The organism is Streptomyces sp. NPDC002845 (assembly GCF_053591955.1).
The window spans coordinates 82,862-102,335 of sequence record NZ_JBSFUU010000009.1 but is presented as its reverse complement, the minus strand read 5'-3'; the positions used below and the strand labels follow the sequence as shown (position 1 = coordinate 102,335).

General features: G+C 71.5%; 17 protein-coding genes and 3 pseudogenes. 8 read left to right on the top strand and 12 right to left on the bottom strand.

What is annotated here, in order from left to right; all coding sequences use genetic code 11:
• Positions 1–290 precede the first annotated feature (290 nt).
• Positions 291–1,349, bottom strand: a pseudogene (locus tag ACWD3C_RS08905) (sugar-binding domain-containing protein); the annotation flags it as partial.
• A 318-nt stretch (positions 1,350–1,667) separates the two neighbouring features.
• On the opposite strand from ACWD3C_RS08905, the gene ACWD3C_RS08900 reads away from it, so the two are divergent.
• Positions 1,668–4,055, top strand: a complete 2,388-nt coding sequence (locus ACWD3C_RS08900) for a SpoIIE family protein phosphatase (protein WP_451141627.1) — start codon at positions 1,668–1,670, stop codon at positions 4,053–4,055.
• A gap of 35 nt (positions 4,056–4,090) precedes the next feature.
• On the opposite strand, the gene ACWD3C_RS08895 is transcribed toward ACWD3C_RS08900, so the two are convergent.
• Entirely contained in the window at positions 4,091–4,996 is a 906-nt protein-coding gene (locus tag ACWD3C_RS08895) for a helix-turn-helix domain-containing protein (protein WP_451141625.1), read from the bottom strand.
• A 65-nt stretch (positions 4,997–5,061) separates the two neighbouring features.
• Here ACWD3C_RS08895 and ACWD3C_RS08890 point away from each other — a divergent pair, with 65 nt between their 5' ends.
• From ACWD3C_RS08890 to ACWD3C_RS08875, 4 genes and pseudogenes are all read left to right on the top strand, one after another.
• Positions 5,062–5,847, top strand: a complete 786-nt coding sequence (locus ACWD3C_RS08890) for a phytanoyl-CoA dioxygenase family protein (RefSeq protein WP_451141623.1) — start codon at positions 5,062–5,064, stop codon at positions 5,845–5,847.
• 82 nt (positions 5,848–5,929) lie between these two features.
• Positions 5,930–6,379, top strand: a complete 450-nt coding sequence (locus ACWD3C_RS08885; RefSeq protein ID WP_451141621.1) for a nitroreductase family deazaflavin-dependent oxidoreductase — start codon at positions 5,930–5,932, stop codon at positions 6,377–6,379.
• A 655-nt stretch (positions 6,380–7,034) separates the two neighbouring features.
• A pseudogene (locus tag ACWD3C_RS08880) lies at positions 7,035–7,679 on the top strand (glutathione S-transferase C-terminal domain-containing protein); the annotation flags it as partial.
• Between the two features lie 25 nt (positions 7,680–7,704).
• Entirely contained in the window at positions 7,705–8,001 is a 297-nt protein-coding gene (locus ACWD3C_RS08875) for a DUF4235 domain-containing protein (protein WP_451141619.1), read from the top strand.
• A 49-nt stretch (positions 8,002–8,050) separates the two neighbouring features.
• Here ACWD3C_RS08875 and ACWD3C_RS08870 read toward each other — a convergent pair.
• Positions 8,051–8,329, bottom strand: a pseudogene (locus ACWD3C_RS08870) (VOC family protein); the annotation flags it as partial.
• On the bottom strand, positions 8,311–8,772 hold the full coding sequence (locus ACWD3C_RS08865; RefSeq protein WP_451141617.1) for a pyridoxamine 5'-phosphate oxidase family protein: 462 nt from the start codon (positions 8,770–8,772) through the stop codon (positions 8,311–8,313). The gene ACWD3C_RS08865 and the pseudogene ACWD3C_RS08870, both read right to left, overlap by 19 nt.
• Before the next feature lie 230 nt (positions 8,773–9,002).
• On the opposite strand from ACWD3C_RS08865, the gene ACWD3C_RS08860 reads away from it, so the two are divergent.
• Complete coding sequence (locus ACWD3C_RS08860) at positions 9,003–10,034, top strand: 7-epi-alpha-eudesmol synthase (protein ID WP_451141615.1); 1,032 nt, start codon at positions 9,003–9,005, stop codon at positions 10,032–10,034.
• A 99-nt stretch (positions 10,035–10,133) separates the two neighbouring features.
• Here the strand turns inward: ACWD3C_RS08860 and ACWD3C_RS08855 are convergent, their stop codons facing one another.
• The 6 genes from ACWD3C_RS08855 to ACWD3C_RS08830 all read right to left on the bottom strand — a co-directional run bounded on the left by ACWD3C_RS08855 (position 10,134) and on the right by ACWD3C_RS08830 (position 16,239).
• The gene (locus ACWD3C_RS08855; protein WP_451141613.1) at positions 10,134–11,384 is read right to left on the bottom strand and encodes a cytochrome P450; all 1,251 of its coding nucleotides are present in this window, start codon (positions 11,382–11,384) and stop codon (positions 10,134–10,136) included.
• Complete coding sequence (locus ACWD3C_RS08850; protein WP_451141611.1) at positions 11,381–11,995, bottom strand: GTP-binding protein; 615 nt, start codon at positions 11,993–11,995, stop codon at positions 11,381–11,383. Before ACWD3C_RS08850 ends, ACWD3C_RS08855 begins: the two co-directional genes overlap by 4 nt.
• Complete coding sequence (locus tag ACWD3C_RS08845) at positions 11,976–12,347, bottom strand: DUF742 domain-containing protein (protein ID WP_451141609.1); 372 nt, start codon at positions 12,345–12,347, stop codon at positions 11,976–11,978. Before ACWD3C_RS08845 ends, ACWD3C_RS08850 begins: the two co-directional genes overlap by 20 nt.
• On the bottom strand, positions 12,344–12,754 hold the full coding sequence (locus tag ACWD3C_RS08840; protein WP_451141607.1) for a roadblock/LC7 domain-containing protein: 411 nt from the start codon (positions 12,752–12,754) through the stop codon (positions 12,344–12,346). The genes ACWD3C_RS08845 and ACWD3C_RS08840 overlap by 4 nt, the downstream gene beginning before the upstream one ends.
• Positions 12,751–14,556, bottom strand: a complete 1,806-nt coding sequence (locus tag ACWD3C_RS08835; RefSeq protein WP_451141605.1) for an ATP-binding protein — start codon at positions 14,554–14,556, stop codon at positions 12,751–12,753. Before ACWD3C_RS08835 ends, ACWD3C_RS08840 begins: the two co-directional genes overlap by 4 nt.
• Before the next feature lie 183 nt (positions 14,557–14,739).
• Positions 14,740–16,239, bottom strand: a complete 1,500-nt coding sequence (locus tag ACWD3C_RS08830; protein WP_451141603.1) for a membrane-associated oxidoreductase — start codon at positions 16,237–16,239, stop codon at positions 14,740–14,742.
• Positions 16,240–16,461: 222 nt separating this feature from the next.
• On the opposite strand from ACWD3C_RS08830, the gene ACWD3C_RS08825 reads away from it, so the two are divergent.
• On the top strand, positions 16,462–16,824 hold the full coding sequence (locus tag ACWD3C_RS08825) for a DUF1304 domain-containing protein (protein ID WP_451141601.1): 363 nt from the start codon (positions 16,462–16,464) through the stop codon (positions 16,822–16,824).
• Complete coding sequence (locus ACWD3C_RS08820; protein ID WP_451141599.1) at positions 16,821–17,378, top strand: TetR/AcrR family transcriptional regulator; 558 nt, start codon at positions 16,821–16,823, stop codon at positions 17,376–17,378. The genes ACWD3C_RS08825 and ACWD3C_RS08820 overlap by 4 nt, the downstream gene beginning before the upstream one ends.
• Positions 17,379–17,390: 12 nt before the next feature.
• Here the strand turns inward: ACWD3C_RS08820 and ACWD3C_RS08815 are convergent, their stop codons facing one another.
• Both ACWD3C_RS08815 and ACWD3C_RS08810 read right to left on the bottom strand, forming a co-directional pair.
• The gene (locus ACWD3C_RS08815; RefSeq protein WP_451141597.1) at positions 17,391–18,245 is read right to left on the bottom strand and encodes a hypothetical protein; all 855 of its coding nucleotides are present in this window, start codon (positions 18,243–18,245) and stop codon (positions 17,391–17,393) included.
• Positions 18,246–18,361: 116 nt separating this feature from the next.
• On the bottom strand, positions 18,362–19,471 hold the full coding sequence (locus tag ACWD3C_RS08810) for an NAD(P)-dependent alcohol dehydrogenase (protein ID WP_451141595.1): 1,110 nt from the start codon (positions 19,469–19,471) through the stop codon (positions 18,362–18,364).
• Positions 19,472–19,474: the final 3 nt, after the last annotated feature.

Sequence of the window (19,474 nt, the reverse complement as noted above, 5' to 3'; positions counted from 1 at the left end):
CCAACTTGCTGATCCGCCCCGCCCCTTGGGCCTCGCCCGGGTACCTGCTGGTCAGATTCAGCCGCAGCCGGGAGCCGCGTACCGGGGCGAAGGTGATGACGGTCGGCGCGTCCGAGCCGGTGGCCCAGTCGACGGCCGCGTCCTCGACCGGCACATACCGGCGGCCGTCCCAGACCTCGACCTCGGCGGAGGCGGGCAGGCTGCGGTGCCGGTGGGAACCGATCACGATCGGGCGTGTGTCGTCGAGGTCCTTCACTCCGGCGATCAGCCGGTCCGCCATGGCGAGGCCCGCGGTGGACATCCACGCTCACGGCCGCGCCGAGCGCGCCGAGGTCGTGGTGGAGGTTGACGCCACGGAGTTTGACGTAACGGCCGTTCAGGGTCAGTCCGTTGTCGGCGTCGGCGGTGAAGTCGCGCAGTCCGAAGGGGGTGGTGTACGTATCGGTTGTGCGGCCTTCGACGCGGAGTTCGGTCTCCAGGGTGTAGCGCCGCGGGGTGTCGGTGTCCCACAACTCCGGCTCGTCGAAGGCGAGTTCGTGCGTGGCGGTCACGGAGTCGGCTCCGGCCGTGACATCGGACTCCGTCCGCGCGACCGTGCGCCCGCCGGGGTCGACGACTCTGCTGCTGACGGTCACCTGTCTCGCGGTGCCCGACTCGTTCACGACAGTGGTCCGGGCCCGGACGACCGCGCGTTCCGCACCCAGCTCCTCGGTCGTCACGTACGTCCCCCACCGTCGCACGTGCACCGGATCGGTGACCACCAGCCGGGCCTCGCGGTAGATGCCGCTGCCCGAGTACCAGCGGCTGCTGGGGAGCCGGTTCTGCACCTTGACCGCGATGACGTTCGGGGTGGTTCCGTCGGTGTGCACCAGCTCGGTGAGGTCGAAGGCGAATCCCGTGTACCCGTAGGGGTGCCGTCCGGCCTCGGTGCCGTTGCAGTAGACGTACGAGTCCATGTAGACGCCGTCGAACTCGACCGAGATCCGCTTCCCGGCGAGGGCGGGCGGCAGCGTGAGGGCGATCCGGTACCACCCGAGCCCGCCGTGCAGGAATCCCGTACCGCTGGTCGTGCCGTGCTCGGTGGTGGGCTTGTGCTCGATGCTCCAGTCGTGCGGTACGGCCACCTGCCGCCAGGCCGAGTCGTCGTATCCGGGGCTCGCCGCGTCGGCGTACTCACCGCTCGGGTCCGTGATCCCGCCCGGGTTGACGAGAGCGAAGCGCCAGCCGTCGCGGAGGGCAATGGTCCGTCGTACGCCGTAGCTCTCGAAAGCTACGGCGTCGACCGCGAGCACCCCGGCCATCGGCGCGGCGGCGCCCGCCATGAGTAACGACCTGCGTGTGACCGTCATGGTTGCCCCTTCGTCGAACGTGTGGATGAACGTTTCGATAGCACAAGGACTCACAAGCGATCACAACTACTCGTGATCAAACGAATTCTGACGCAACAACACACACAGGCGTCAAGGGCGCCAACACGCCGCTTCCGCATACCCGGCAACACCAGCACCAGCCAACTCAGGGGCGCGGGGCTGTGACATATGCGGCTCCGCCGCGTGGGCGCGAGCAACCACACACAACCCACAGACACCCCCCAGCCCCCAAGCGGAGCGCATACGCTGGTTTTCGGCCGTATCCCTGTTCGACACACCGAATGGAAACTGGCGACGATGAGCAGCCTCAAAGTCACCGCGAGTGACGCCACCGCACGGGTGGTCGTCGACGTCGACGGCGCGGTCGTCGAGTGGAGCGACGGCGCGAGACGGCTACTCGGCTGGGCCGAGGCAGACCTCGTCGGCAGGCCCGCCACCCACCTGCTGGCCCCCGGCGGCGGTGCGCTCCGGCCGCCCACGCCGGGCAGCCTCACCTGGAGCGGGACCATCCGGCTGCGCCACCGGGACGGCCACACCCTCAACCTGTGGCTGCTCGCCCATCACCTGCGGCCGAAGGAACGAGAGGGCGGCGGCTGGCTGGTGCTCTGCCCGCTGGAGGACCCCGGCCCGCTGGTGCGGGACGATCCGCTCGCGTCGGCGGTGATGGCCCAGTCGCCGTGTGCGACGGCCGTGTTCGACGAGCACCTGCGGCTGCGCGGGATCAACGACGTGATGGCCGACGCCGTGGGGATCCCGGAGGAGAAGCTCCGCGGCATGCACATGTCCGAGATAGTGGGCGGTCGGCAGGGCGAGAGGCTGGAGGCGCAGCTGGACGAGGTGCTCACCACCGGGCTGCGCAAGGATGTGCAGACATTTCTGCGGGCCGCCGACGAGGACAGCGCGCACGCCTGGTCCGCGCGGATCGCCCCGCTGAGCGATGCCGACGGGCGGACCATCGGCGTCTGCGTCACCGGCCACGACATCACCGAGCAGTACCAGGCCCGGCAGCGGCTGCAACTCGTCAACGAGGCGAGCGTCCGCATCGGCACCACCCTCGACGTCGTACGCACGGCCCAGGAGCTGGCCGACGTGTGCGTGCCCACCCTTGCCGACTTCGTGAGCGTCGACCTCCTGCAGCCGCCCGAGCACGGCGAGGAACCGCCCGAGGGCCCGCTGAGCGCCCCGCTCACCCTGCGCCGCGCCGCCCACCGGTCGGTGAACCCGGGCGACCCCGAGGCCGTGGTCGAGCCGGGCGGAGTGGACGTCTACCCCTCGACCTCGCCGCAGGCCGCCGCGCTGATGGCCGGGAAGACCGTCGTGTCGACCGACCCCGCCACCACGCTCGCCGAGTGGCTGGCCTGGGACCCGGTGCGCGGTGCCCGGGTCAAGGAACTCGGCGTCCACGCCACCATGTCGGTGCCGATCCGGGCCCGCGGCACGACCCTCGGGGTCGCCGTCCTGACCCGCTTCACCAAGCAGGACCCGTTCACGCCGGACGACGAGCTGCTGGCCGAGGAGGTGACGGCCCGTGCCGCCGTGTGCATCGACAACGCCCGCCGTTTCTCCCGCGAACGCGAGACCGCCCTCGCCCTGCAGCGCAGCCTGCTCCCCCAGACCCTCCCCCACATGCCCGCGCTGGAGGCGGCCTCGCGCTATCTGCCGGCGGCGCAGGCCGGGGTGGGCGGCGACTGGTTCGACGTGATCCCGCTTTCCGGGATGCGGGTCGCCATGGTCGTCGGTGATGTCATCGGCCACGGTGTGCGGGCGGCGGCCACCATGGGTCGGCTGCGGACCGCCGTACGCACCCTCGCGGACGTCGATCTCGCGCCGGACGAGTTGCTCACCCGCGTCGACGACCTGGTCGTACGGCTGTCCGCGGAGGCCGGCGACGAGAGCGTCACCGACGAGATGGGGGCCACCTGCCTCTACGCGGTGTACGACCCGATCACCCGCCGGTGCAGCTTCGCCCGCGCCGGGCATCCGCCGCCGGTCGTGCTCGCGCCGGACGGGCAGCCCCTCAAGGTGCACGTGCCGGCGGGGCCGCCGCTGGGCCTGGGCGGGCTGCCCTTCGAGTCCACCGAACTCGAACTGCCCGAGGGGGCCGTGCTCGCCCTCTACACCGACGGTCTGATCGAGAGCCGTGACCGGGACATCGACGCCGGGCACGAACTGCTGCGCCGGGCGCTCTCCCGCTGCCGGGGCTCGCTCGACGAGGCCTGCGAGTCCGTTATCCGGTCCCTCCTCCCGGCGGGCGGCGCGCCCGACGACGTGGCCCTGCTGCTGGCCCGGACACGCGGGCTCAAGGCCTCGCAGGTGGCGACCTGGCCGATTCCGGCCGACCCCGCGTTCGTCGCCCGGACCCGGAGTTACGTCCTGGAGCAACTCGACGTGTGGGGACTCAGCGAGGCGGCGTTCACCGTGGAACTGGTGGTGAGCGAGCTGGTCACCAACGCCATACGGCACGGCGCGGCCCCGATCCAGCTCCGGCTGATCCACGACGAGGCCACGCTGATCTGCGAGGTCTCCGACAGCAGCGGCACGGCCCCGCATCTGCGCCGGGCGAAGACGTTCGACGAGGGGGGCCGCGGACTGCTCCTCGTGGCCCAGCTGACCCAGCGCTGGGGCAGCCGCCACACCGGGCACGGCAAGACGATCTGGGCGGAGCTGACGCTCGCGGAGGACTGAGGGGTCCTTGCACCATGCCCGCCCGGGCCGGGCGGTCAGGGCTCGCGCAGGCCCTGCCGATACGCGCCCGGCGGCACCCCGTACCGCTGCCGGAACACCCGGCTGAAGTGGAACGGGCTGGTGAAGCCCGAGGCGACGGCCACGCGTTCCACCGGCAGATCGGTCGCTTCGAGGAGGCGGGCCGCGTGCAGCAGCCGGGCGTCGAGCAGGGCGCGCATCGGGGAACGGCCGAGCTGCTCGGTGAAGAGGTGGGCGAACCGGGACGGGGAGAGGGAGACGCTCTCGGCGAGGGAGCGCACGGTGTGCGGGCCGGCCGGGTCAGCGATGATCAGCCCCTCGGCCCGGCGGATGCGCGGGTCGGCCCCGGACCGGTCGGGCTCCCCACGGGCGGCGGTCAGCAGTACGACCTCCTCCAGTGAGCAGAGGACCAGTTCCCGGGCCGCGGTGCCGTGCGCGACCGCGACCTCGCCGACCGCGGGCCCGGTCTCGGGCGGAGGGGCGCCCTCCCCGGTCCAGCGGGCGTCGGCGAGCATCCGGCGGAACGCGGCCGCGACCCGCTGGTGGACTCCGTCGGGGCTGTACGCCGTGACGGCGTAGAGCCGGTCGCCGGTCCCGTACGGGTGGAGCCGGCCGGTCCAGGACGCCCGGGCCTGGCAGTGCACCCACCAGAACGCCCAGCGGTCCACACCCGGACGGACCCCGTACCGGTGCGACACCCCCGGCCCGAGAACGACGAGATCGCCCGCACCCGCCGCCGCCTGAGCCGCCCCCTGACACAGCAGTCCGCCGCCGGCCGTGGTCCATGTGAACAGCCAGCTGTCCGATCCACGCGGCCGGTCGACGGCGTACCCCGGCCCCTGGTCGAAGTACCCGACGGTCACCAGTCCGGGTGGCGGGGACGGGGCAGCAGTCGCGGGCAGGGTGTCAGCACGCACCGGCATCCTCCTGAAAGGCGCTCCCACCTAGCGTGAGGCACAGTGGACAGCGGCGAGAAGGGACCGGGCGTATGACAGTGTCAGGCAGGGCGGAGTTCGAGGAGAACGGCTACCTGGTGCGGCGCGGACTGTTCTCCGGCGCCGAGATCGACGAGCTGTGCGCGGAGTTCGCCGTGCTGCACGCGGGCGGCCCCGTTCCCGGGCATTTCGAACCCCGTACGGCGGACGCCTCCGATCCCCTGCACTCCTACCCGCGGGTGATGCACCCGCACCGCATCAGCGATCTGTCGATGCGCGTCCTGCTCGACCCCCGCCTTCGGGGCATCCTCGAAACCCTGCTCGGCGAGGAGGTCCTGGCCGCCCAGAGCATGTTCTATTTCAAGCCGCCGGGCGCCCGCGGCCAGGCGCTGCACCAGGACAACTTCTATCTGCGCGTGGAACCGGGCACCTGCGTGGCCGCCTGGATCGCCTGCGATGTGATCGACCGGGAGAACGGCGGCCTGGAGGTCGTGCCGGGCACGCACCGCATGGACCTGTTCTGCCCGGAGGAGGCGGACGAGAAGCTGTCGTTCGTACGCGAGTACGTGCCGCCGCCGCCCGGACTGTCGCCCGTGCCCGTCGACATGGCGCCGGGTGACGTGCTGTTCTTCAACGGCAGCCTCGTACACGGCTCCCAGCCCAACCGCACCGCCGGCCGCTTCCGCCGGTCCTTCATCGGTCACTACGTCGGCCGCTCCACCGAGCGCATCGGCGGCTTCTACCGCACGCTGACGATGAGCGGCGATCCCGTCCCGCTCCCGGAGAGCCAGGGTGCCGGTCCGTGCGGTACGGAGTTCGAGGCGGCGGGCGCCCACTGAGGGATGTCCGGCGAGGATGAATCCGCGCGATGCTCGTGTTGAACCGTGGTACGTCATCCATACGCGACGATGGGATGGATTCATGCCTCTTGAGGGCGAGTACGAGCCGAGCCCCACGAAATGGGTGCGTGACCAGGTCGAATTGTACGAGAGCTCGGGCGGCACCGAGGGTACGACGTTGATGGACACGGGCATGCCCGTCATCGTCCTCACGACCCGCGGCGCCAAGAGCGGCAAGATCCGCAAGACCCCGCTGATGCGCGTGGAGCACGAGGGCCGGTATGCCGCCGTGGCTTCTCTGGGCGGCGCGCCCAAGCACCCCGTCTGGTACTTCAACGTCACGTCCGACCCGCACGTCGAGCTTCAGGACGGGCCCGTGAAGCAGGACATGACAGCCCGTGAGGTCACCGGTGACGAGAAGGCCGAGTGGTGGGAGCGCGCGGTCGCCGCGTATCCGCCGTACGCCGACTACCAGAGGAAGACCGACCGGGAGATCCCCGTCTTCGTGCTGGAGCCGACGGACGGAAGCTGATCGGGAGGCCGGAGAAGAAATTCCTTCGATTCACGACGCATGATCCGCCCTCGACCGGGCACCCGTGCATCAGGCCCCGCCGCGCTCCCCCGTCGCGGCGGGGCTTTCTCGCGCACCCCTTGCCCCGGAGCTCCTGCGGTCCGCCCGTGCGTCTGCCCGGCCGCTCCGCCCGCGGACCTGGTGCGGGGCGCGCAGCAGGGAGGGTCATTCGCAGTGCCTGACATGGCCTGGATGCTGGTAGGCAACATGTCGGCGCACGCAAGGGGGCAGATTAGCCTCTTGTAACACTTTCGGGTGGACGTGCCCTCTGGCGGTTGTGGTGCGGGGCGTTGGCTGCCGTAGCGTGGACGGCATCGAGGGACCGGAGTGGTTCTGGTTCACCGAGAATCCGCCCCGTGCCCAGGAAAGCGACGCGGGGTCCCCGCCCCGCCCGGGTCCACACCGGGCGGAAAGCGTCCGGCGGGGCGGATACCCCAGGCACCGAATCGCCGCAGCCGGCGGCGCCACAGGCGGCAGGTACCGCACACGATGAGCACCGTGCCGCAACCAGCGACACGACCGCAGCCCAACGGCAGGCGTCCACACCCTGCCACGCACCACGGCTGCTTCCCCGGAATCCGGACAAACCCAGGATCGCCGAGGAAACCTCAGCTCATCTGCGACGCTGGTCACCAACGACTACCAGCAACTCACGCTCGACCTCGCCACCGAGTGGACGGCCCTGCACCGGGAGGGCACGCCCGATCTGTACCCGGCGGAGCTGCGTGGCGAGATCGACGTGGTGATGGCGGAGGTCTACGAGGACGTCAACAGCGGTGTGTACCGGGCGGGTTTCGCCACGCGGCAGAAGGAGTACGAGGAGGCCTGCACCGGGGTGTTCGTGCGGCTCGATCTGCTGTCGCGGCGGCTCGCGGACCGGCGGTACCTGGTCGGCGACACGATCACCGAGGCCGACGTCCGCATGTTCACCACGCTCGTGCGCTTCGACCCCGTCTACCACGGCCACTTCAAGTGCAACCGCTGGAAGCCGGCGGAGGACCGGGTGCTGTGGGCGTATGCGCGCGACCTCTTCCAGACGCCCGGTTTCGGTGACACCGTCGACTTCGACCACATCAAGCGGCACTACTACCAGGTGCACTCGGGCATCAACCCGACCGGCATCGTGCCCCTCGGGCCCGATCTGTCCGGCTGGCTGACGCCCCACCACCGCGAGCAGCTCGGCGGCCGCCCGTTCGGCGACGGGACGCCTCCGGGACCTGTGCCTCCGTCGGAGGCGGTACCGCCCGAAGGGCGTCCCTGAACCCGTATCGCGAAGGAGGCTCCAGGTGGCCAAGAAGAAGAAACTCCCCCTCGTCTACCAACCCTTCGGGTTCGTGCTCGGCTGGGCGGGCGGAGCCCTCGCGGGCCTGGCGTTCCGCAGGGCGTGGAAGGCGATGCGCCACGAGGACGACGCCCCGGACGCCCTGGACAAGGACCGCGGCTGGGGCGAGATCCTCCTCGCCGCAGGCCTGCAGGGCGCCATCTTCGCCGTCGTCCGCAGCGCGCTGGACCGCACGGGCGCGAAGGCCATCGAGCGCTCGACGGGGGTCTGGCCGGTGTCCGGGAAGGGCGGTCGCGACTGAACTCCCCTGCCTCGCCCCGAGTTCACTGCCTCCACCCCGCCCGGAGGCACCCGTGCTCCTCGACCAGGCCGGCCGCCCCCTTGGCCTCCAGGGGACGGCCGCCGAGGGAGACGACCCTGCGCTCGGCCTCGTCGAGGTCCTCGACGTAGAAGTCCAGGTGGACCTGGAAGGAGTTCTCGGGGCTCGGCCGGTTCGGCGGGGTGGCGTTGACGTCGCGGCGGAACGCCATCCGGGTTCCGCCGACCCCCTCGATCTCGACGCGGTCGGCGGTGGTGACCGTCTCCTCGACGTCGGGCACGTCCCCGGGAATCAGTCGGCCACGAGCCACTCGCCGTCGCGCATGAGGTCGCGCCCGGCGAGTTCGTTGACCTCCCGCCAGGCCTGGACGCGCTGCGGCCGGATGCGGAAGTACAGGTAGGGATCGGTGAGTTGGCGGGGGTCGAAGCCGGTCTTCGTGGCGAAGAGGTCGCCGAGCCCCTCGGGCAGGTCCGCGGGTTCGAGCGTCTCCACCGTCCCCTCGACGATCACCACGTCACGGGTCGGCCCGATACCCAGGCGTGCCTTGCCCGTTGCCCGCAGGTTGCGGCCGGTCGGGCTGTCGGCCGGGGTGGACATCAGCAACGTGCCGCCCTCCCAGAGGAAGGACAGCGGCACCATGTACGGCGTTCCGCCCTCGCCGTCGGCCGTCGCCACCCAGGCGTCCTCGTCATGCTCCAGCCGGTGCAGGGTGTCCTGCTTGCGCTGCTTCGGCGTGCGTGCGGGCGGATTCATCGGCGGGCAGCCTCCTCGCGGATCGATGTCGTACGGAGTTGTCATACGGCATTTCGGCGTTGTCTTACGGAGATGACGTCCGAGCGCCCTCCTGTGTGACAGCAAGCCGCACCATCAGTAACACACGTCACACCATAGATCGTTTACGGCCTGGGCAGCCTCGTAGCGCATATTTTGAGCCTTCAACCAACGGTTCCGACAGTGCTGTTGGCTGCTGTGAGAGGACGCGAATGCCCCAGGACGTCAGGTTCGACCTCCCCTTCGAGACTCCCGTCAGTGAGCATGTGGAGTACGCGCGGGGCCGTCATCTGCGCTGGGTGTGGGAGAGAGGCCTGGTGCGCAGCCAGGCCGGGTTCCAGGAGTACCAGTCCTGGGACCTGCCGCAGGCGGCGGCGCGGACCTACCCGCACGCCTCGGCCGAGGACATGGTCGTCCTCATGAACTGGTTCTCGCTGGCCTTCCTCTTCGACGACCAGTTCGACGCGGCGCGGCCCGACCGGGCGGACCGGATAGCGGAGGTGGCGCGGGAGTTGATAGCCACTCCCCTGCGCCCGGCGGGCACGGCACCCCGGGTGGTGTGCCCGGTCACCGTGGCCTGGGCGGAGGTCTGGGCGCATCTCTGCGAGGGCATGTCGCTGACCTGGCGCACCCGGTTCGCCGCCTCCTGGGGGCGGTTCCTCGTCGCGCACGCCGAAGAGGTCGACCTCGCCGCGCGGGGCCTGGCCGGAACGCTGAGCCTCGACGAGTACGCCGCGTTCCGGCGGCGCACGGTGGGAATCCACCACAGCATCGACGCGGGCGAGCGCAGCCGCGGCTTCGAGGTCCCGGCGCAGGTGCAGGCGCATCCGCTGATGGCCCGGATGCGGGACCTGGCCGCCGACACCATCGGGTTCATGAACGACATCCACTCCTTCGAGCGGGAGAAGCGCCGGGGCGACGGCCACAACCTCATCGCCGTACTGCACCGGGAGCGCGGCTGCACCTGGGAGGAGGCCCTCGACGAGGCGTGCCGGATGACCACGCGGTGCCTCGACGAGTACCTCGCCCTCGAAACGCGGGTGCCGGAGATGTGCGAGGAGCTGGGGCTGACCGGCGAGCAGCGGGCCCAGGTGCGGATGGGGGTGGAGGCCATCCAGCACTGGATCAACGGCAACTACGAGTGGGCGCTGACCTCGGGGCGGTACGCGGCGGCGAAGGAAGGGCCCGCGGCGACGGCCGAGTTGGCGGGCAAGGGGTCGCTGGACGATCTGCTGGCCGTGTAGCCGGACGTTGCCGTTCCCTCTCCGTACGAGAGCCGTACGAGACGGCCTTCCGCCCGGCCGTTGGTTCCCGACGGCCGGGTGGAGCGCCGTACGAACCGTCTACGACGCGAACGTGACCGGCAGACTGTCCAGGCGGGCTTCCCAGGTGGACGCCGTCGAGGTCAGCTCCTCGGCGGGGACGGTCAGACGCAGTCCCGGCAGGCGGTGCAGCAGCGCGTCGACGGCGCCCTCGATGATGGACTGGCCGATGGACTGCCCCGGGCACTCGTGCGGGCCCCCGCTGAAGGCGAGGTGGGACTGGTTGCCGTGGACGGAGACGCCGGTGTCGGGCCGGATCTCCGGGTCGAGGTTGCCCGCGGCGAGGCCGAGGACCAGCAGGTCGCCCTCCTTGACGCGCACGCCGCCGAGTTCGAGGTCGGCGGTGGCGAACCGACCGGGCAGAACGGCCAGCGGCGGGGTGTTCCACATGACCTCCTCGACGACCGCGGAGACGTTCAGCTGGCCGCTGACCAGACCGGCGAGGCGTGAGGTGTCGGTGAGGACCAGCTGGAGGACACGGGCCAGCAGGTTGCTGGTGGTGGTGTGGGCGGCGATCAGCACCAGGCGGAGGTGGCCCAGGACCTCGTCCTCGTCGAGCCCGGCGTGGTGGTCGATCAGCCCGGTGGTGAAGTCGGAGCCGGGCTCCTGTCGCTTGCGCTCGGCGAGTTCGCCGAGGATGCGCATGATGCGGTCGTTGTGCACCATGGCGTCCGCTCCGCCCTTGATGACGTGGGCGCAGGACTCCGCGAGCATGCGGCCCTCGCTCGCGGCGAGCCCGAAGACCCGGGTCAGCACCAGCATCGGCAGGTGCTCGGCGAAGTCGGCGACCAGGTCGGCGGTGCCCCTGGGGGCGAACGCGTCGATCTGCCGGTTGGCGAAGTGCGTGACATGGCGGCGGATGCCGCGGCCCGCGACGGCCTGGAGGTTGTCGGTGACCGCGCCGCGCAGCCTGCGGTGCGGTTCGCCGTCCTGGGAGACGCAGTCGGGGCGCCAGCCCAGCATCGGGATCAGCGGCGACGCGGCGTCGATCCGGCCCTCGTTCCAGTCCCGCCAGATCCGTGAATCCCGGCTGAACTGAAGGGGGTTGTCCAGCACGCGCCGCACCTCGCGGTAGCCGAGCACCAGCCAGGCGGGCACGTCGCCCTCCAGGAGGACCGGGGCGACGGCGCCGTGCTCCTTGCGCAGCCGGGCGTAGATGCCGTGCGGGTCGACGGCCGCCTCGGGGCCGTACAGGCGGGTGGTGCCGTCGGCTCCGCCGTGGGCGACGGGGCAGCGCGGAGCGTCCGGGGCGTTGGAAGGCCGGTCGGTCATCGGGGCCCCAGGGCGACGGCGGAGCGTTCCTTGAGAGGAGCACGCTCTTTGAGGTGGCGGATCAGCGCGACGAGCACATCGCGGCTGGAGGCGCGATCGCGGGCGTCGCAGGCCACGATCGGGATGTCCGGGGAGATGTCGAGGGCGTCGCGGATCTCCTCTACGGGGTGTTCCCTGGAGTCGGGGAAGACGTTGAGGGCGATGACGAAGGGCACGTCCTGCCGCTCCATCTCCTCGATGGCCCGGAAGCTGGAGGCGAGCCGCCGGGTGTCGACCAGGACGACGGCTCCGAGGGCGCCCTTGAACAGGCCGTTCCACAGGAACCAGAAGCGTTCCTGGCCCGGGGTTCCGAACAGGTACAGCACCAGTTGGTCGTTGATGCCGATCTTGCCGAAGTCGAGGCTGACGGTGGTCTCCTGCTTGTCGGCCACCCCGATGAGGTTGTCGACGCCGGCGCTGGCCCGGGTCAGGGTCGCCTCGGTGGTGAGCGGCTTGATGTCGCTGACCGAGCGGACGAGGGTGGTCTTTCCGGTGCCGAAGCCTCCGGCGATCATGATCTTCACGGACCGGGCGTCACCGGCCGCGGGCCGGTCAAAGCCGTTCAAGTGCACTGAGTACCTCCTCAAGGAGCGCCAGGTCGGGCCCGCTGTCGGCACCGGACGCCGGGATGGGGTCACGGGCTTCGATCCGGTCCGCGTCCAGCAGGTCGGCCAGGAGCACCGCGAGAATGTTGAAGGGCACTCCGAGGTGGGCGCCGAGTTCGGCCACCGACAGCGGATCGCGGCAGCGCCGGAGGATCTCCTCGTGCTCGTGCTGCATGCCCGGGGTGGGGGCGGCGCGGGCGATGACGAGGGTCGCCACGTCGAGGCTCGACGCCGAACCGCCCGGTCCGCTGCGGCCGCCCGTGAGGACGTAGTAGCGCTCAAGACCGGACGGGTCGGTGGGCCGGCGGGGAGCACTCATCCAGAGTGCTCCTCCCCGCGCGCTGTGGTGCCGAGGAGGTCGCCCATCCTGCGGGCCACGTCCATCATCTGGTGGCCGAGGAGACCCTGGTCGAGGCCCTCCCTGGCGAGGACTCCGAGATACGTCTCCACACCGGCCCGCACCACGAAGAGGTGGCCGCCGTCGACCTCGATCATCGCCAGGCGCAGTTGCCCGGCGTATGTGGGGAACTGCTCGGCGACGGGCTGGGCGAGCGCCTGGAGCCCGGCGACCACGGCGGCGAAGCGGTCGACGTCGTCGGGGTCCTCGGCGCCGTAGGACGTGATGGCCTTACCGTCACTGGAGGCGACGAGGGCGAAGCGGATCTCCTGGATGCTCTCGACGAGGTCGCGGAGCGCCCAGCTCACGTCGGTTCCGTGTTGGGTCATGAGGCCTGGTCGCTTTCTTCGGTGTGCTGCTCGGTGGACTCGCGTCCGGCGGACGGGGCGTACGGCTCATTGCCGACGACGCTGTCGCGGCTGTCGGCCGCCTCACCAGGGGCGGTGTCCACGGGGGTCTCACTCTCGCCGGTCGCCTGTCCGGCCGCGGTCTTGGCGGAGGCCGCGCTCTCGCCTGCCGCACGCTCCTCGACCGCCGCCCCGGCCACGGAATCCACGGGAATCCCGCGCCCGGCCGTGGCGAAGGCCGCGAGGCCCGCGAAGGACGTGTCCGGCGGTACGGCGGAGGCTGCGCCCTCGGTCGTCCGGCCGGTGGACGTGGGCTTCGCCGTCTCGCCCCGCTTGCTGCGGCGCCGGGGCAGGCCGCCGGGTGTGGTGTCCAGGGGCTCGGCGTCGGTCCCGGTGTCGGTCCGGGCGTCGGTCCCGGTGTCGCTCGCGGCGGACGTCTCGGCAGCCGGGCCGCCGGGGGCGGGGGCGGCGGGGCGGTCGGCCGGGGCCGGGGCGGGATTCGTGGCGGGCAGCGGGGTGAAGTACTTGTGCGGGACCACGACGACCACGGAGGTGCCGAGCCAGGGCGAGTCCGCGAAGGTGACGCGGATGCCGTAACGGCGGGCGAGGGCGCCCACCACCCGCAGGCCGAGGCTGGCGTCCTCGGAGATGCCGCCGAGGCCCGGTCCGGCCGCGGTGCCGGCGAGTGCCTGTTCGGCCTCGCGCTTCTTCTCCTCGCTCAGGCCCTTTCCGGCGTCCTGGATCTCGATGCCTACGCCGTTCGGCACCTCCTTGCCGGACACGACCACCGGCTCGGTGGGCGGCGAGTAGCGGGCCGCGTTGTCCAGCAGATGGGCGAAGATCAGCGTGAGGTGGTCCACGAGGCCGCCGTCGACGCCGAGTTCGGGCAGATGGCGGATCTCGACGCGGCCGAAGTCCTTGATGCGGCCGATGCCGCCGCGCACCACGCTCAGCAGCCGCTGCGACTCCTGCCACTGCCGTCCGGGCCGGTCCGAGCCGCCGAGTACGCCGATGCTGGCGGCGAGACAGTCGGCGGGGCCGATCTCCTGGTCCAGCTCCATCAACCCCCGGGCGACGGCGGGCAGTCGGCCGTGCTCGCCCTGCAACTCGTGCAGTCGGCCGCGGAGTTTGCTGGTGAGTACGTGGATACGGCTGCCGATGCTGATGACCGCGTGCTCGGCCGCGGTGGACCGGTCGAGCTCCTCCTCGACGGCGATGAGGGAGGTCCGCAGCACCTTGCGCAGTTCGGCCCGCAGTTCCGGGCCGACCTCGGCGCACTGGGTGACGGTGGGCAGGATGTCGTCGATGGACTCGCCCTCCCGCAGCCGCTTCAGCGCCTCGGGCAGCTGCTGCCCCGCGAGGAGGGCGACCGCGGCCTGCTGGCGGTCGAGCTGCTCCTGCCAGGCCCGGGTCTGCTCGGCGATTCGTGCCTCGTACGTCTGCTGCTGCTCGGCGAGTTGCGTCTCCTGGGCCGCGCGCTCGGCGGCGAACGTCCGCTCCAGGCCCGCCACATGCTGCTGCCACTGCTGCCCGTGCTCGGCCTGCGCGGCGCGGAACTCACCCGCGCTGCACCGCAGTTGGCGCTGGGCCCGGACGAGGAGCCGTACGCAGACGACGCACGCCGACGTGGCCACCGTACCGGCGACGGCGGCGGCGATCCGGGTCTGGCCGGTGGCGGTGACCGCGGCGGCGACCGTCCCGGCTCCCAGTCCGAGCGGCATGAGCCACCAGCTGTACCAGGCGACGGGTGGCCGCGCCGCCGGCGGCGGAGTGGCGAGTTCCATCTGCATCCTTCGAGGCAAACGCGGGCGAACAAGGGAGCGTGCAAGGGGACCGCACTCATGAGTACGCACCAAGAGCCGACCTGCGCGATCGCGTCAACTCACGGCGTCACAGGCGAGCTTATAAGGTTGTCGGCCTAAATGATCAATCGCTCCGTCTCCGCATGTGCAAACACGCGCCAGGTGTCAGTCCCTGCGCAGCGTCCGGTTCGCCCCCGCCGCCGCGGTCGTGGCCAGCAGCCAGCCCAGGCAGACGAAGAGGACGGACGCCCACTGGAGGCCGCCTCGGGGGCTGAACGCCCGCTCCTGACCGAAGTCGACCAGTGGCAGCAGGAGGTCGAAGGTGTAGATGGCGGACCGGAACTCGGGCGCCTTGTCCGGTTCGAGGGCCTCGGGCGGCCACAGGGTGAACAGCAGCGTGCCGCTCAGCATGATCGCGACGAGCCACCACACGGCCCGCATCGGCTGGTAGCCGTACCCGACCATGAGGTCCTGCAGCCTGCTCCACACCCGGCCCGGCCACGGCAGGGTGGCGCGCAGCCGGCGCTGCTTGGCGAGGAGCACGGTGCGGGCGTCGGCGTCGCGTCCGTGCTGCCGGTAGGAGGTCGCGAGCTGCTCGTACGGCTGCGGGGTGAAGCCCTCGGGGTCGCGGGCGAGCAGCGGGAGGCGTTGTACGGCGGGGAGTTGGGGCAGGAAGCTGTCGTAGACGACGCCGTCCAGTCGTATCGCCGTCGGCCAGGTGTCCGGGGTGCCGCAGAGCACGGTCACGCGGGCGTGGCTGAGGGCCACGGTGCCCCGTACCGGCTCGCGGAACCGCAGGTCGATTTCGGAGGCGGTGGAGCGGCGGCTGACGAGTGCGGGCCGCCCGGCCGGTACGTCGATGCGGCCGTCGCTGAAGCTGAGGCGGCTGCGTATCGTCAGGCTGCTCATCGAGAGCCTGCCGCGCGCGACGAAGCCGTCGCAGCAGTTGAACTGGGCGCCCACGTCGGCGCCATGGGCGCGCATCGCCGGTCCGTGCGCGCAGCTGAGCGAGGCCCCTTCGAGGTGCACCCCGCCGCCCACCCGGGCGTCGCAGATGTCGAAGGTGCCCTCGGCGACGAGTCCGCCCTGGCAGTCGAGGTCTCCGACGATGTGCATCCGGTTGGCCTGGAGGGCGGTCCCCTCCGGGTTGATCAGTTGGGCGCGCTGGAGGCCGACGCTGCCGCCCACCGAGCTGTCCCGCAGGTCGGCGCCGCCCGACAGCCGGCTGTCGGCCAGGCGGAGGCTACCGCCGATCGACGCCCCGTGGAGGTCGAGGGGGCCTTCCACCCGGCAGCCGGTCAGCTCGCACTTCCAGCCGATGGTCACGCCCGCCGCCGACAGTCCGGGCAGCTCGCAGTCACGCATCTCCCAGGCGCCCAGGGTGGCCCCGTCGAGGTGCGGCGCCTGCTCGAAGCGGCAGCCGTGCAGGCGCAGGGTGCCCGCGACGTCCGCCTCGGACAGGTCGAGCCGCCCGCTGATGCGCACCTCTCGCAGCCGCAGCCGGGCCGGGTGGCCGGGCTCGGCCCGCGGCGGGGCGAGCAGCAGCTCCCGTACGGCGGACGCCCGGATCTCACCCCCGTCGGCGTACCACTCGCCCCTGCGGAACGCGGCCCACATGCCCTGCTCGCTGTCGTTCCATTCACTGGGCGCGAGGCTGCCCGACACGTCAACTCCCCCTGCCGACCATCAAAAACCGCTGGATCGCTACCCGCCGCGACGGTACGGCAACCCGTGGCCAAGGACACGTATGGGGCAGGTGAGGCGGAGGGAAGGGTTCTCGGCTCCGTACCCACCATCGCGCCCCCCATCTCCATTCCTGGACACCTGTCCAGTTATAGTGGACACCTGTCCAAGAACTGAACGAGCGACCGACGGAGTACGGCGACGATGGAGATCCTGGCGAACGTGCTGGTGGGGCTGGTGGCCGCCGAGCATGCGTACATCCTGGTGATGGAGATGTTCCTGTGGGAGAAGAAGCCCGGTCTCAGGTTCCACGGGTACGACCCGGAGATGGCCGGGGCGACCGCGAAGATGGCCGCGAACCAGGGGCTCTACAACGGCTTCCTGGCGGCGGGCCTGGTCTGGGGTCTGGTCGCCGGTGATCCGACCGGGTTCCGCGCGCAGGTGTTCTTCCTGGTGTGCGTGATCGTCGCCGGGGTGTACGGCGCCGCGACCGCGAACCGCCGCATCCTGGTGGCCCAGGCGCTCCCCGGCGCCCTCGCGCTGGCCGCCGTGCTCGTCGCCGGGTGACGGTGGAGGACCCCCGGGCCGCCCGCACCCGGGCCAGGCTGCGGCAGGCCCTCCTCGACGAGTGCGCCCGGCGCCCGCTGGCGGAGGTCAGTGTCGCCGCGCTGGTCCGCCGGGCGGGCGTGGGGCGGGCCACGTTCTACGTGCACTACGCGGACCTGGAGGCGCTGGCGGTGGACGCCTGCGCCGATGTCGTACGGGAGGCCGTGGACGCCCTGCACGCGTGGCAGGGCCTTCGCCCCGATCCGGTGCACGCGCCACCCGCGCTGGTCGCGTTCTTCGCCGGTCTCACCCCGCACGCCGCCTTGTACCGCACGCTGCTGAGTCCGGGGGGCGGTGGCCCGCTCGGCCATGTCCTGCACCGGGACCTGCGGGCTTACAGCCTCACCGCACGCGAGCGCGCCGGCGGCGCGGACGCCCCCTTGATCGCCTCCGCCGTGGCCGCGACCTTCGCGGGCGTCCTCGCGGACTGGCTGCACGGCCTGATCGACGCGACGTCGGACGAAATGGCCCACCATTCCTGGCAGTTGCTCGTGGCCCTGCACCGGAGCCGGTGACGGCGGTCCGCTTCAGGCGCAGGCCATCCCCTTCTTCACCGCGGGCCACGCCTCCACCCCGCCGGAGGTGCGGACGTACACCTTCGACGCGTCGTCCGTGCGCCACAACTCCCAGTCGTTCAGGCGGTATCCGGTGTCCCGCGCGCCCTTGGGCATGGGCACATCCCCGTCGTACGCGGACGTGAGCATCATGTCGGGCAGCACCCGGTCCGGATCGCGGGCGTAGAGCCTGCGGTCGGCGTCCCGGCCCAGCTCCAGGAAGTGGGCCTTCTGCCAGTCGCAGTGGGCCGCGCCCCGGGAACTGCTCACCTCGGTGGCCGGTACGCGGTCGCCGTTCTCGTCGGTCCAGATCTCGTCCGGCAGGGAGTCGGTGTAGCTCGCCGGGAGTTCGGCCGGGTCGCAGGAGGCGCTGGTCTCGGGGCCCCAGCCGGGTCTGTTCTGCTGGTCCTTGGCGACGATCACGGCGACCTTGGTCCGGCCGTCGACATCGTACGAGAAGAGGACCCGGTCCTTTTCCTCGCGCTCCACGCGGTAGCCGTCCCGTGGAACGCCGGGCTGCTCGATGTCGAAGTACGCCTCCAGCCCCTCCTCGGGGGTCCCGCCGCCGTCGCCTCCGCTCCATGCGCCGGGTCCGCCGCCCGAGTAGATGTCGCCGTCGCACTCCAGCGCCCGCCCCGCCGCGCCCGACTCGATCCGGATCGCCCGGATGCCGTCCTCGTCCACGTTCTGGTGCGGGACATACAGAGGGCCGCTGTACGGCGTGGCCGGGGGCGTGCCCTCGGCCACGACGCCCTCACCGCTCCCGGTGCCGCATCCCCCCGCCGTCACGGCCACCAGGACCGTCGTCGTCACGAACGCCTTCCGCATGCCCACCCCTGTTCACCTGCCGCTGTGTCCCTCCTCCGACGCGGCAGGGGTGGCGAACGTTCGCTGCCGGTGGCCCAACAACGGCCACCGGCAGCATGGAGGAGGATGGCTCCCGGTCAGAACATCAGCACGGGCTTGACGGACTTGCCGCCGTGCATGTCGGCCACGGCCTGGTCGATGTCCTCGAACTTGTAGCGGCTGATCAGCCGGTCGAGCGGGAGCTTGCCCGCCTTGACCAGCTCGACGAGGACCGGGATGGCGGTCTGGGTCTCGTTGTCACCGAGGGTGAGGCCGACGACCCGCTTGCCGCCGAGCATGCCGTTGACGTCGAGGGAGACCTCGGTGCCGAACGGCGGAGCGCCGACGATGACCAGGGTGCCGCGCAGGGCGAGCGCGTCGACGCCCTTGCGGAGCACGAAGACGCTGCCGGTCGTCTCGACCACACCGTCGGCGCCCTGGCCGCCCGTCAGCTCCATGACGGCCGCGGTGATGTCCTCGACCTCGTTGCCGTTGATGGTGTGGGTGGCCCCCAGCTCCTTGGCCAGCTCCAGGCGTTCGGCGACCCTGTCGACGGCGATGACCTTGGTGGCGGGGGTCAGGGCCGCGGCCATCACCGCGGAGAGGCCGACGGCTCCGGCACCGAGCACGACGAGGGTGTCGCCCGAGCGCGGCTCCAGGACGTTCCATACGGCACCGACACCGGTCTGCACCCCGCAGCCGAGCGGGGCGATGGAGTCCAGCGGTACGTCCGGGTCGACCTTGACGAGGCTGCGCTCGTCGACAAGGGCCCGCTCGGCGAACGAGGACTGGCCGAAGAAGTGGCCGCCGAGGGATTCACCGTCGCGGCTGATGGTGCTGGTGCCGTCGGCACGGCGGCCGCTGAGCAGGTTCAGCGGCAGCCAGGCGGCGCAGTACGCGGGGTGCCCGTCACGGCAGTTGCGGCAGCCGCCGCAGGAGGTGAAGGACAGCACGACGTGGTCGCCGGGGGCCACACCCGTGACGGCCGGCCCGACGGCCTCGACGACACCGGCCCCCTCGTGGCCCAGAACTCCGGGCAACGGGAAGGGCAGGCCGCCGCCGGCAACGCCGAGGTCGGTGTGGCACAGGCCGGTGGCGACCATGCGGACGAGGGCCTCGTTCGGGCCGGGCTCGTCGAGGACGACCTCGGAGAGGGTGAACGGCGCTCCGCCGGACTCGACCACGGCGGCACGTGTGGACGTGGACATCTC